Source organism: Nocardia sp. NPDC002869, from assembly GCF_046764065.1.
Lineage (GTDB): Bacteria > Actinomycetota > Actinomycetes > Mycobacteriales > Mycobacteriaceae > Nocardia > Nocardia rhamnosiphila.
The window spans coordinates 29,407-42,492 of the sequence record NZ_JBKOOL010000031.1; the positions used below are offsets into that span (position 1 = coordinate 29,407).

Sequence of the window (13,086 nt, forward strand, 5' to 3'; positions counted from 1 at the left end):
GGGGGCGGTGAGGAGCCCATGGCAACACCCCAGGTCGCGATCGCCAGGCCGCGATCGGCGCTTGGTTCCGGGCCGGTCCCGGACCGGTTCTGGTACGCCGCCTACGGGTCGAATACCGACCCGGAGCGCCTGCGCTGCTACCTCACCGGGGCCCGCCCCACCGGCGCGATGCACCGCCCGCTCGGTGCCCCGGAGGGTTGCCGCGACCGGACGGCGCCGGCGCGTTCCATCGCGTTGGTACTCCCCGGACTGCTCTATTTCGCCACCGAATCGGTGATCTGGACCGGCGGCCGCGCCTTCTACGATTCTGCCACCCCCGCCGAGACCCCGGTACGCGCCTACCTGCTGACCCGGGCGCAGTTCAGCGATATCGCCGCCCAGGAGATGTATCGTCCGGCCGGAACCGATCTGGACCCGACCGAGGCGGTGCGCACCGGCCGGTCACGTCTCGGCCCCGGTCGCTACGAAACCCTGGTCTGCCCGGGCGCATTCGACGGCATACCGATCCTGACCTGCACCGCCCCGTGGCGCTGGCGCGAGATCGGCGGAAATCCACCGGCCGCCGCGTATCTCCGCCGGATCGGCGCGGGTCTGCGGGCGGCGCACCGGTGGTCGGTCCCCGAAACAGCCGGTTATCTGGCCAGTCGCCCGGGTGCCGCAGGTCACTGGACTCCGGGCGGGGTGGCCGATCTACTGCGCGGCGGAGACGACGCATAGGCCCCGGTCCGCCGGCGATCGGCGCACAGTCCGTGTCGGCGCCCGGCACCGTCTCAACCGTCCGCGGTCCGCAGTGCCACCGAGATCGACCGGGCTCCCGCACGCACGATGTCCATATACCGGGCCCGATCCGCCGGACCGGCCTCCGCCCGCAACGGGCCGAGCTGGACCTCGTAGGGCGCTGCGTCGCCGTGGAACACCGGCGCGGAGACATAGCTGAGCGGTAGCGGGTGCCGGGTGCGGATATCGGCCTCGGTGTACGCCCGCGAGGTCAACCGGCCCAGCTGCCGCAGCGCCTCGACCCGCAACTTCGGCTGCAGGAGTTCGGCGCCGAGCGCGCCGAATAGTTCGGTCAGCAGATCCACCAGCCCGGCGTCGTCGGCTTCGGGCCGGAACATGGCGAATCCGTGCGCGGTGACGAAGTCGAGTAGTTCCGCCGCCCCGGGCCGCCCGTGCGTCGTTGCCAGCCAGCGCTGCCGTTCGGCAGGGGTCCGCCACGGCATCACCGCGGCCCCCGCGGGGTAGACGACCGGAACCGACTGCCCGACGGACAGGCCCGGCACTATCCGTGCACCCGCATAGTGTTTGGCGACGATGGTGAGCCGATCGTCGGAGATGCGGCTCAGGGTGGCTCCGCAAGCGGCGGCCTCGGCCAGCGCCGCGAGCTCGGCGCCCACCGCGACGGACGCACCCACGGGTTCGGCGGGTGACAGGCGGGCCAGCGCCGGTCCGCGCCGGTAGGCCAGGCTCGCGTCCCGGACCACCCAATGCGCCTCACACAACTCGGTGAGCACCGCGGTGACCGTCGCCCGGGCCAGCCCCAGACGTTCGGCGATCTCCGAAACGGTGAGTGCCCGCTCCGATTCCGCGAGCAGTTCGACCACCGCCACCACCCGGCGTGTCGGCGGGGACCCGGCCGTCGCCATATCCGATGCTCCCTTGTCGCCCGATATCCCGGGATCTACACTGCATCGACTATTCGATAAATGAACGTCGAATAGTCGATATCAGCATACTTCAGGAGGCGCCATGATTCTGGACCGGTTCCGGCTCGACGACCGGGTCGCCATCGTGACCGGCGCCGGGCGCGGACTCGGCGCGGCCATCGCCCTCGGCTTCGCCGAGGCGGGCGCCGACGTCGTGATCGCTGCCCGCACCGAATCCGACCTGACCGCGGTGGCCGAGCAGATCCGCCGGACGGGGCGGCGGGCCCATATCGTGGTCGCCGACCTCGCCGATCCCGCGGCCTGCGCCGCCCTCGCCGAGACCGCGTCGGCGGAGTTCGGGCGGCTCGATATCGTCGTGAACAATGTCGGCGGCGCCATGCCCACCCCACTGCTGGATACCACGCCCGACGCCCTGACCCGGGCATTCGGCTTCAATGTCGCCAATGCCCACGCCCTGGTCCGGGCTGCCGTACCGATCATGCTGGACACCGCCGACGGGGGGTCGATCATCAACATCACCTCGACGATGGGCCGGCTTCCCGGTCGTGCGTTCGCCGCCTACGGGACCGCCAAAGCCGCGCTCGCGCACTACACCCGGCTGGCCGCCATGGATCTGTGCCCGCGCATCCGGGTCAATGCCATCGCGCCCGGCTCCATCGCGACCTCGGCGCTCGAGGTCGTCGCCGCCGATGACGCCCTGCGTGGCGCCCTGGAGAAGGCCACCCCGCTGCGCCGGATCGGCGATCCCGCCGATATCGCGGCCACCGCGCTGTTCCTGGCGTCCCCGGCGGGCGGTTACCTGACCGGGAAAGTGATCGAGACCGACGGCGGCCTGATCGCCCCGAATCTCGATATCCCCATTCCGGATCTGTGAGGAGACAGCTGTGCCGTACCGCGTAGTGCACTGGGGCACCGGCAATGTCGGCCGTCACGCCCTGGCCGGGATCATCGACGATCCCCGGTTCGAACTGGTCGGCGTCAAGGTGTCCGGCAGCGCCAAGGAAGGCCGCGACGCCGGGGAACTCGCCGGGTCGGCGACCCGCACCGGGATCCTGGCCTCCACCGACGCCGCCGCGCTCTTGGCCGCGAAGCCGGATTGCGTGGTCTACACGGCGATGACCGACAATCGGCTCGTCGAGGCGCTCGCGGATCTGCGCACGATTCTGGCCGCCGGCGTGAATATCGTCGCGAGTGCCCCGGTCTTCCTGCAATACCCCTGGCAGGTGCTGCCGCCGGATATGCTCGCCCCCATCGAGGAGGCCGCTGCCGCGGGCGGTGCGTCGTTGTTCGTCAACGGAATCGACCCCGGCTTCGCCAACGACCTGCTGCCGCTGGCGCTGGCCGGTACCTGCCGGCGAGTGGATCGGATCCGCTGTATGGAGATCCTCGACTACGCGACCTACGACAATGCCGCGGTGATGTTCGACATCATGGGATTCGGCAAGCCCGTGGACGAGACTCCCATGCTCCTGCAACCCGGGGTGCTCTCCCTGGCCTGGGGCAGCGTGGTGCGCCAGCCGGCAGCCGGGTTGGGCGTGGAACTCGACGCGGTCACCGAAACCCACGAACGGATCCCCGCACCCGAGGACATCGAGATCGCGGCGGGCACGGTCGCGGCCGGTACCACCGCGGCCATGCGCTTCGAGGTCCGTGGGATGGTCGGCGACCGGGTCGTCACGGTGCTGGAACACATCACCCGGACGCGCGCGGATCTGGCACCCGACTGGCCTCGGCCGGCCCAGGAGGGCGGCTCGTACCGCGTCGAGATCACCGGCGAGCCCAATTACGCCATGGATCTCTGCCTGTCCAGCGACAACGGCGACCACAACCACGCCGGACTGGTGGCCACGGCCATGCGGGTGGTCAACGCGGTACCCGCGGTGGTGGCCGCCGCACCGGGCATCCGCACGACCCTGGACCTCCCGCTGATCACCGGGCCGGGGCGGGCAGACTGAAATACCTGTACCCCGACGGGATACAGGTATTTCGATTTCCGGCCGGCGCCCCGCAGCGGGACGCAGCCGGGACAAGGGCCCTGAAACCTCAGACTGTCAAGACAGTTTCAGCGACCGCCCGATGATCTCCTTCATGATCTCGGTCGTGCCGCCGTAGATGGTCTGCACGCGCGCGTCGAGGTAGGCCTGGGCGATCGGGTATTCGCGCATATAGCCGTAGCCGCCGTGCAACTGCAGGCAGCGGTCGATGAGATCGACCTGCTCCTCGGTGCTCCACCATTTGGCCATGGCGGCATCCTCGGCCGAGAGGGTGCCCGCGTTGAGCTCGGTGATGCACCGGTCGACCAGCACCCGTACGGCCGTGGCCTTGGTGGCCAGTTCGGCGAGCACGAACCGGGTGTTCTGCAGGGCGCCGATCGGCTTACCGAAGGCCTTGCGGTCACGGACGTACTGACAGGTGTAGTCCAGGCAGGTTTCCATCGCCGCGGCCGCCATCACCGCGATCGACAGCCGCTCCTGTGGGAGGTTCTGCATCAGGTGGATGAAGCCCTTGCCCTCTTCACCGAGCAGGTTGGCGGCGGGGATCCGGACATCGCTGAAGCTGAGTTCGGCGGTGTCCTGCGCCTTCAGGCCCAGCTTGTCCAGGTTGCGGCCCCGTTCGAAGCCCGGCATCCCCCGTTCCACCACCAGCAGGCTGAAGCCCAGGGCACCGGCCGAGGGGTCGGTCTGGGCGACCACGATGACGATATCGGAGTTGATGCCGTTGGTGATGAAGGTCTTGGCGCCGTTGAGAACCCAGTCGTCACCGTCGCGGACCGCGCGGGTCTTGATGCCCTGCAGGTCCGAACCGGTGCCGGGCTCGGTCATGGCGATGGCGGTGATGAGCTCACCGGAACAGAACTTCGGCAGCCAGCGCTGCTTCTGCTCGTCGTTGGCCAGCTCCAGCAGATACGGTGCGATGACATCGTTGTGCAGGCCGAACCCGAGACCGGAGTACTGTCCGCGTACCGATTCCTCGGTGATGATGGCGTTGTAGCGGAAATCCTTCACTCCGCCGCCGCCGTACTCCTCCGGCATCGCCATACCCAGGAAGCCCTGCTTACCGGCCTCGAGCCAGACCGAACGATCTACGACGCCCTGTTCCGCCCACTGGTCGTGGAACGGCGCCACATGCGTCTCCAGAAACTTGCGGTACGACTCCCGGAACAGATCGTGCTCGGGCTCGAACAGTGTGCGCTCCACACCAACCTCCTAGTGAACACTCCGGACGGGACCGCGCCGGCCCGTCGCTGTGACCTACCGTACCCGGAGTGTGAATCGGTGTTCACTTCACTGTCCGAATTACCTGGTGCTCCCCGCCCATGCTCCAGTAGTCGCACCGCCTTGCCATTCACGCGGCGGAGCCGTCACCTAGACGGGCAGCAGTTCGCGCAACCGCCCACCGAGCGTGCGGCCGCGGTCGACGGTCTGATGTCCGAGCAGGAACAGCAGTTCCTCCCGTACCGCCTTCTGCACCACCCGCGAGAGCTGCTCGGCGGCCTCGTCGATATCGCCGGTATCGCGCCAGGGCCCGGTTTCGATGGGCGTCCCGGCGGTGAAATAGAACCGTTCGGGACGCGGGATCGGCGTGAGACCGATACCGCGCACCAGCGGCGGGGTGAGCTCGGGGTCGAGGCCGAGCGATTCGACCAGCAGCCGCAGCGGCCGCAGCAGCCGGTCGTCCTTGTCGGCGACGATGTCATAGGCATCGTCGATCCCGATCATCGCCACCGGCACGATCGGTGCACCGCATTCGATCGCCATCCGCGCGAAGCCGGTACGGCCCTCCCACCGCAACGCGTACTTCTCCCCCTTGCGGCGGATCGCCTCCCGGCCCCCACCGGGGAAGACGAGAACCACCTCGCCCCGGTCGAGCAGCGTCCGGCAATTGTCCCGGGTCCCGCGCACCGATCCGTAGTAGTGCAGCAGGTGCCGCACGCCCGGTACGGAGATGAGCAGATTCTCGGCGAGACCGCGGATCAACCGGCCGCGCGTACGGAGCACTTCCGGTAGCAGTAACGGCGCGTCGATCACGCCGAGCAGGTTGTGATTGGCGACCAGTAGTACCGGCCCCTCGGCGGGGATATTGTCCAAGCCGAAGAAACGGGGACTGCTCCAGGCCCGGAGCGGCGCCAGAGCCGCCTCCAGGACCCGGAGGTCGATCGCACTCGGATCGACCGATACCGGCGCGCCGTCACTGAGCCCGGTTCGGTCCATGAGCGCCCTGCGCTGTCGGTCGTCGCCGCCGAGAGCGGTGCGGCCGTTCTGTGACATAAAACCCTCCTGAGGTCGACTCATACCGATTGTGAATCGCCAGGAGTCGATATCCCACAGGGTTATGCAATGTCCCACATTTTCGCGACCTGGATCAGCACGGGCGGGATGCCCGAACCCGTCACGCCGGCGGATTGCCCGCGTTGGCGTAGCCGGAAAGGGCCGCTGCCAGCGCACTCGGTACGCGTGCTTGGACACGGGTGCCGTTCTCGGTGTGCTCGGAGCGCGAAATCCTGCCGTCCGCATGAATTCTGGCGAGCAGATCGCCGCGAGTATACGGAAGAAGTACGCTCACTTCCACATCCAGCCCGCCGAGAACCTCGTCAAGCCTGGTACGCAACCGGTCGATACCGAGGTCCTTGTGCACAGAGACGAATTCGGCACCGGGCAGCAGGCCGCGCAGCCGGGTCAGCTCCACCGGATCGACCTCGTCGATCTTGTTGACCACCAGCAGTTCGGGCGGCGCGGGCTGTCCCGATTCCCGGATCACCTCGGTGACGACCTCCCGGACCGCCTTGATCTGCTCGGCGGGCAGCGCGTCGGAGCCGTCCACCACATGCAGCAGCAGATCGGCGCCGGTGACCTCTTCCAGGGTGGAGCGGAACGCCTCGACGAGCTGGGTCGGCAAGTGGCGGACGAAGCCGACGGTATCGGTGAACACCACCTCGCGGCCGTCCTCCAGTTCGGCGCGGCGGGTGGTCGGGTCCAGGGTGGCGAACAGCGCGTCCTGTACCAGCACACCCGAGCCGGTGAGCGCGTTCATCAGGCTCGATTTTCCGGCGTTGGTGTAGCCCACGATGGCCACCGACGGCACCCCGCTGGAGGTGCGCCGCGCGCGCTTGGTGTCGCGAGCGGTCTTCATCTCCCGGATCTCGCGGCGCAGTTTGGCCATCCGCTCCCGGATCCGCCGCCGATCGGTTTCGATCTTGGTCTCACCGGGGCCGCGCAGACCCACCCCACCGTTGCTGCCGGCCCGGCCGCCCGCCTGCCGCGACATGGATTCACCCCAGCCGCGCAGCCGGGGCAGCATGTACTCCATCTGGGCCAGCGCGACCTGCGCCTTACCTTCGCGGGAGGTGGCGTGCTGGGCGAAGATATCCAGGATCAACGCGGTCCGATCGACCACCTTGACCTTGACGACCTTCTCCAGCGCGGTCAGCTGCGCCGGAGTGAGCTCACCGTCGCAGATCACGGTGTCCGCGCCGGTGGACAGCACCACCGCCCGCAGTTCCTCGGCCTTGCCCGATCCGATATAGGTCGCGGGATCGGGCCGGTCGCGCCGCTGGATCAGGGCTTCGAGCACTTCGGATCCGGCGGTCTCGGCGAGCCGGGCCAGTTCGGCCATACTCGCCTCGGCCCGCGCCACACTGCCCTCGGTCCACACCCCGACCAGCACGACACGCTCCAGTCGCAGCTGCCGGTACTCGACCTCGGTGATATCGGTGAGCTCGGTGGACAGACCCGCGATACGGCGGAGCGCGCTCCGCTCGTCCAGCTGTAGTTCGCCGGTGGTCGGATCGCTGGACCAGCCGGCGCGCCGCGTGCTCGGCGTGGCTTCGTTCGCCTCGGATGCGCCCGAGTCGATATCGTCGGCGGTGACGCCCGGATCTGTCTCCGGCGAGTGCGCGTCGAACGATTCAGGGGACTTCATGGTCCCGGAAATGTCAGAGTTTCTCATACACCATCCATGCTGCCACTGATGCGCTGGTCGGCGCATATGATTTTCCGCCCGGACGCGGCTACAGCGCGTCCCACCACTGCGCGGCGAGCCGGCCGGTGGCGAGCAGTTCGGAGGGCCCGCGCAGCCACGCCGCGCCCGCGTCCACCCCGACGCGCACTTCCCCGCCCGGAATCCGGACGCCGACCTCGCCGGTCCCGTCCGCGAGATCGAACCCCTCGGCCGCCAGAGCCGCGGCGGCCGCGGCGACGGTTCCGGTGCCGCAGGAGCGGGTCTCGCCGACGCCGCGCTCGTAGACCCGCATATCGACCGTGCCGTCGGCATCGAGCCCGGTCAGGATCTCGACATTCACGCCGCGCGGGAACAAATCGGAGTCGTATCCGGGAGGCGCCGTGAGATCCAGTTCGGCCAGCGCACCGGCCGACAGATCCGCGACGCACGCCAGATGCGGGTTGCCGACATCGATACCGAGCCCGGGGTATCCCCACCCGGCCACCGTGGCGGTCGAGGCGCCGAGCACCCGCACCGGACCCATATCGACGGTCACCTCCCCCGCGACCGCACCGGCCGAATGCACGACGACCGGGCGCGCCCCGGCCCGGCTGCCGACCACGAACTCCGCGCCGTCGGCCAGACCGCGGGCCACGAGATAGTGTGCGAAGACACGCACCCCGTTCCCGCACATCTCCGCGATCGAACCGTCGGCATTGCGGTAGTCCATGAACCAATCGCCCGGGCCCACGCCCTCGGGATATTCGCCGAGTACTCCCGCGGCCAGCAATTCGCCCGCCCGGGCGACACGCAGTACACCGTCGGCGCCGAGCCCGCGGCGCCGGTCGCACAACGCCGCCACCCGGGACACGGTCAGGTCGAGCCGTACCTCCGGATCGGGCAGCACCACGAAATCGTTCTGGGTGCCGTGGCCCTTGGTGAACTCCACGTCCTTGTCGTTCCCACTCTGGAGCACGTCAGGCGTCTCCTGCACATCGGGGCTGTTCTGCACGTCGGTTCGGGTCTCCTCGTCCGCTGTTCTCACCGGGCAAACGTCCGGCGCTGCCGGGAAATTTCGTACAGCGCCACGGCCGCGGCCGACGGCGCCCCCAGCGAACTGGCACTGCCGCCCATCGGAATGGTGACCGTCCGATCGCAGGCCCCCAGCCAGGCGGCGCTCATACCGCTGGTCTCATTACCGACGACCAGAATCGTGGCGTCGATCAGATCCTCGTCGAAGATCGCGCGCTCGCCGTTCTCGTCGGTCCCCACGATCCGGGTGGGCACACCACGCGCCGTCTGCCGGTCCCGGAACTCCAGTACCTCGGCCGGTCCCGGCACCCGGAAGACCGGGACCGAGAACAGCGATCCGGTCGAGGCCCGGACGCAGCGCGGGTCGTACTGGTCGGCGCCGTGCCCGGCGACCACCACCGCCGACGCACCGAACGCGTCGGCGGACCTGATCACGGTGCCCAGGTTCCCGGGCGAATTCGGCCGGTCGAAGACGACGACCACGGGCGCCTCCCCCGGCTCGCCCAGTTCGTAGCCGGTCAGGTCGCCACCGGCGTACTCCGCCACCGCCACCAGTTCGGGCGGCCCACCGGTCTTCTCGCCCAGGTCGGCCATCAGCTCGGGCGCCAGTCCGACAGTGGGCACGGCGCTCGTCTCCAGGATCTCGCGCGCCCACGCGGACAATCCGGGATCACCCAGGCGATACAGCAGGGTTTCCAGCGGCCAGTCGTGCGCGAGCGCCTGCGTGATCGGCCGGACCCCGTGCACCAGGAAGCGGCTGTCCCGGTGACGTGTGGCGCGATTGTCCAGATAGGCCGTCCACACCTGGACAGCGGCGTTGCGGCGGTGGATCTGCCGGGTCACGAGCGGGTTCGCTCCTCGGGTAGGCGATCGGATGCCCGCGGACCGGGCGCCGGTGGATGGGACACCGCAGAGTCTGCCAGCAGCGCCAGGGCGGTCGCGGTCGAGTCCGGGGCGGCGCCGTCCACCCAGCGCACCCGGCGATCACGCCGGAACCAGGACCGCTGCCGCCGGACGTAGCGGCGGGTCCCGATGAAGGTGCGCTCGCGCGCCTGCGCCTCGTCGTACTCGCCGTCGAGACAGGCCAGCACCTGGGCGTAGCCGATGGCCCGCCGCGCGGTCTGCCCCTCGCGCAGCCCGAGGTCGGCCAGCCCGCGCACCTCTTCCATCAGGCCCTGTTCGAACATCGCCGCGGTGCGCCGGGCGATCCGTTCGTCCAGTTCGGCCGTCTCGCGATCCACCCCGAGGATGCGGGTATTCCAGCGCGGCGCACCGATCACCGGCGCGGACGCCGCGAACGGCCGTCCGGTGAGTTCGACGACCTCCAGCGCGCGCACCATCCGGCGGCCGTCGGTGGGCAGGATGGTGGCGGCGGCGGCCGGGTCGGCCCGGCGCAGCGCTTCGTGCACGGCGGCCACCCCCTGCCCGGCCAGCACCGCTTCCCATCTCGCCCGGACCCCGGGATCGGTGGCCGGGAACTCCCACTGATCGAGCAGCGCCTGGACGTACATCATCGAACCGCCGACCACCACGGGTACCCGGCCGCGGGCCATGATCGCCTCGATATCGGCGGATGCGGCGGCCTGGTACGCCGCGACGGTCGCCGTTTCGGTGATATCGAGTACGTCGAGCTGATGGTGCGGGATTCCGCGCCGCTGGTCCGGCGGCAGTTTCGCGGTACCGATATCCATACCTCGGTACAGCTGCATCGCATCGATGTTGACGATCTCACCGCCGAGCTGTTCGGCCAGGTCGAGAGCGAGATCCGATTTACCGGTCGCGGTCGGTCCGACCACCGCCACCGGGCGCGGGCCCCCGCTCACCGGGCCACGGCGGCCGGCCGCCACAGGCCGGCGAACCAGCCGACGCCGAAGGGCGCGCCCCGATACCGCTCGGTCGCCAGCGGCGGTGCGGTGTCGACCGCGAAGAGCCCGGCGAGCGCTTGGTAGGCGGCGCGGCCGGACATCATCAGGTCGGCGCACAGGGCGGGGTCCAAGGCGAGCAGGGCCTCCGCATCACCTGCCGCGGCCGCCGCGTCGACCGCGGTCTGCAGCGGCGCCGACCGCGGATCGAAATACCCGGGGGCGGCGGTGGACAGGGTCGCGGCACCGTCGGCGACCACCAGGACCCCCTGCGGCTCGTCCTCGGCGTCGAGTTCGGCCCGTAACTTCGCACCGAACTCCGCGCACTTGCGCACCGGCGTATCGGCGGCCAGCATCCGCGCCCGCGCCGGCACGTGCGGGGCCACCGCCACGCGTAACCAGCCGGCGACGAGGACGGCCAGCGGCAGGTCCGGGTCCGGCCCCCCGGTCGTCTCCGCACCCGGTCCACCCAGACTCACCCGCACATCCACACCGAAGCCGCGGAAGGTACCCGCCGTATCGGCGTCGTAGGTCTGCTCGGTGGGGCCCACCCCGAGCACGGTCCAGTGCGGTGTCGCCTCCGCCAGGGCCGCCCCCACGGCGAGCACGGCCGCGCGGAGTTCGTTCACCGCTGCCTCCGGTGGCTGCGCCCCGCCCTGCGCACCGGCCGGTTCGGAAGCGGAACCCGCGCCGGCCACCGGCGCGCCGCCACACAACTCGGGGACGAGGACGGGCGGCGAGGGGATCAGAGCCGCTAGACAGAACACGCCGTCAACCGTAGCCCGTACCCGCCGACCAGGGACGCGGCCGGTTCTCCGGCAGCGCCGCGCCCCGCCCGCGGTACGAGTGTCTCTCCCGGAAACCGGGTGGCAATTGCTAGGGTGCGAAGTATCCGGACCAGGTCCGACAGGTCCGGATCCGCAGGTCCGGCTGGTCGCCGCCGCTGTCGTCGGTGTGGTTACCGGAAGTGCGGCCGGGTTGAATGGTGGGACGTGCGGCCGCACGGGCAACGCACGCACGACACGTCGACCCCAGCACGGCCGAGACGGGCAGACGTAGCCAGAATCAGCGGGCGTAGCCAGAATGAGCAGAGCATAGCCAGAATGCGCAGCGCGTAGACCAGGCAGCCGTGACGCGCGGCAGGGACGAGGAGCAATGACCCACAGCAACGGAACCGCCACACCCGGCCCGGGCAAGCCCGGTCGCCCGTCCAGCGCTCCCAAGCCCGGTAACCGTCCCAAACCCGGCGCGGCGCACCCCACCCCGGCCGCGATGAAAACGTCCGGGCCCGCCACCGAACACCCGCATCCGGTGGTCGTACCGAGCGCCACCGATCCCAGCGTCTGGGGCCGGGTCGACGAGGACGGCACCGCCTGGGTCAAGACCGCCGACGGCGAGCGCATCATCGGTTCCTGGCAGGCCGGGGACGCCGCCGAGGGGCTGGCGCATTTCGGCCGCCGTTTCGACGACCTGGCCACCGAGGTCGCCCTGCTGGAGGCGCGGCTGGCCGCCGGCACCGATGCCCGCAAGACCAAGGCCGCTGCCCTCGCCCTCGCCGAAACGCTGCCGACGGCCGCGGTGATCGGCGATATCGAGGGCCTGGCCGCCCGGCTCCGCGCGATCGCCGAACACTCCGACGAGGCGGCCGCCCAGGCCAAGGAGGAGAAGGAGCGCACCCGGCACGAGCACACCGAGCGCAAGGAGGCGCTGGCGGCCGAAGCCGAACAGATCGCCGCCGAATCCACTCAGTGGAAGGCCGCCGGTGACCGGCTGCGCGAAATCCTCGACGAGTGGAAGACCATCCGCGGAGTGGACCGCAAGGTCGACGACGCCCTCTGGCGCCGGTATTCCAAGGCCCGCGAGGCCTTCAACCGTCGCCGCGGCGCTCATTTCGCCGAACTGGATCGAGAACGGGCCGCCGCCAAGACCCGCAAAGAAGAACTCTGTGTCCAGGCCGAGGAACTGTCCGAGTCCACCGATTGGGCCGGCACCGCCGCGGTGTTCCGGGAACTGCTGGTGGAATGGAAGAACGCGGGCCGGGCACCCCGGGAAGCCGACGAGGCACTGTGGCGCCGGTTCAAGAGCGCCCAGGACGTCTTCTTCGCCGCGCGCAACGCGGCGGCCTCCGAACGTGACGCCGAGTTCGCCGACAACGCGGTCGCCAAGGAAGAACTGCTGAGCAGCTACGAACCGGCCATCGACCCCGATACCGATCTGGAAGGCGCCCGGGCCGCACTGCGCGATCTGCAGGAACGCTGGGACGCCATCGGCAAGGTTCCCCGGGAGCGGATGCACGATCTCGAAGGCCGCTTGCGTGCCATCGAGAAGCGTGTCCGGCAGGCTGCCGACGCCCAGTGGCGCCGCACCGACCCGGAGGCGCTGGCCCGGGCCGCGCAGTTCCGGGAGCGGGTCGCCCAGTTCGAGGAGCAGGCGGCCAAGGCCACCGCCGCCGGTAAAACCCGCGATGCGGAGAAGGCTCTCGCGCAGGCGCAGCAGTGGCGGGAATGGGCCGACGCGGCCGAGGGCGCGGTCAGCAACCTCTGATCGGTCCGCGCTCCGCGATCCGTCCGCCGTGACCGGTGGCCACGGCG

The 13,086-nt window shown here is 70.0% G+C and carries 12 protein-coding genes; 4 read left to right on the forward strand and 8 right to left on the reverse strand.

What is annotated here, in order from left to right:
* Positions 1–18 precede the first annotated feature (18 nt).
* On the forward strand, positions 19–717 hold the full coding sequence (locus ACLML9_RS08770) for a histone deacetylase (RefSeq protein WP_411945029.1): 699 nt from the start codon (positions 19–21) through the stop codon (positions 715–717).
* A 53-nt stretch (positions 718–770) separates the two neighbouring features.
* Here ACLML9_RS08770 and ACLML9_RS08775 read toward each other — a convergent pair whose 3' ends face one another.
* Positions 771–1,643, reverse strand: a complete 873-nt coding sequence (locus tag ACLML9_RS08775; RefSeq protein ID WP_411945030.1) for a helix-turn-helix domain-containing protein — start codon at positions 1,641–1,643, stop codon at positions 771–773.
* 103 nt (positions 1,644–1,746) lie between these two features.
* Here ACLML9_RS08775 and ACLML9_RS08780 point away from each other — a divergent pair, with 103 nt between their 5' ends.
* On the forward strand, positions 1,747–2,538 hold the full coding sequence (locus tag ACLML9_RS08780; protein ID WP_411945031.1) for an SDR family oxidoreductase: 792 nt from the start codon (positions 1,747–1,749) through the stop codon (positions 2,536–2,538).
* A 10-nt stretch (positions 2,539–2,548) separates the two neighbouring features.
* Positions 2,549–3,619: a diacylglycerol kinase gene (locus tag ACLML9_RS08785; protein WP_411945032.1), complete on the forward strand. Its 1,071-nt coding sequence runs from the start codon at positions 2,549–2,551 to the stop codon at positions 3,617–3,619.
* A 96-nt stretch (positions 3,620–3,715) separates the two neighbouring features.
* Here ACLML9_RS08785 and ACLML9_RS08790 read toward each other — a convergent pair whose 3' ends face one another.
* The 7 genes from ACLML9_RS08790 to ACLML9_RS08820 form a co-directional block, all read right to left on the reverse strand.
* Positions 3,716–4,861 carry an acyl-CoA dehydrogenase family protein gene (locus tag ACLML9_RS08790; protein WP_411945033.1) on the reverse strand — a complete coding sequence of 382 codons (1,146 nt, stop codon included), beginning with the start codon at positions 4,859–4,861 and terminating at the stop codon, positions 3,716–3,718.
* Between the two features lie 168 nt (positions 4,862–5,029).
* Positions 5,030–5,932, reverse strand: coding sequence for a lysophospholipid acyltransferase family protein (locus ACLML9_RS08795; protein ID WP_411945034.1), 903 nt, complete (start codon positions 5,930–5,932; stop codon positions 5,030–5,032).
* 121 nt (positions 5,933–6,053) lie between these two features.
* Positions 6,054–7,583, reverse strand: a complete 1,530-nt coding sequence (gene hflX / locus ACLML9_RS08800; protein ID WP_411945040.1) for a GTPase HflX — start codon at positions 7,581–7,583, stop codon at positions 6,054–6,056.
* A gap of 88 nt (positions 7,584–7,671) precedes the next feature.
* Positions 7,672–8,550, reverse strand: coding sequence for a diaminopimelate epimerase (dapF, locus tag ACLML9_RS08805; protein ID WP_411945041.1), 879 nt, complete (start codon positions 8,548–8,550; stop codon positions 7,672–7,674).
* Positions 8,551–8,642: 92 nt separating this feature from the next.
* Positions 8,643–9,476 (reverse strand): TrmH family RNA methyltransferase, encoded by an 834-nt coding sequence (locus ACLML9_RS08810; protein WP_411945035.1) that lies wholly within the window; start codon positions 9,474–9,476, stop codon positions 8,643–8,645.
* Positions 9,473–10,456 carry a tRNA (adenosine(37)-N6)-dimethylallyltransferase MiaA gene (miaA, locus tag ACLML9_RS08815; RefSeq protein WP_411945036.1) on the reverse strand — a complete coding sequence of 328 codons (984 nt, stop codon included), beginning with the start codon at positions 10,454–10,456 and terminating at the stop codon, positions 9,473–9,475. The genes ACLML9_RS08810 and miaA overlap by 4 nt, the downstream gene beginning before the upstream one ends.
* Positions 10,453–11,262 (reverse strand): hypothetical protein, encoded by an 810-nt coding sequence (locus ACLML9_RS08820; RefSeq protein WP_411945037.1) that lies wholly within the window; start codon positions 11,260–11,262, stop codon positions 10,453–10,455. Before ACLML9_RS08820 ends, miaA begins: the two co-directional genes overlap by 4 nt.
* Before the next feature lie 388 nt (positions 11,263–11,650).
* On the opposite strand from ACLML9_RS08820, the gene ACLML9_RS08825 reads away from it, so the two are divergent.
* A complete protein-coding gene (locus tag ACLML9_RS08825) occupies positions 11,651–13,039 on the forward strand; it encodes a DUF349 domain-containing protein (protein ID WP_411945038.1) in 1,389 nt (462 codons plus the stop codon).
* Positions 13,040–13,086: the final 47 nt, after the last annotated feature.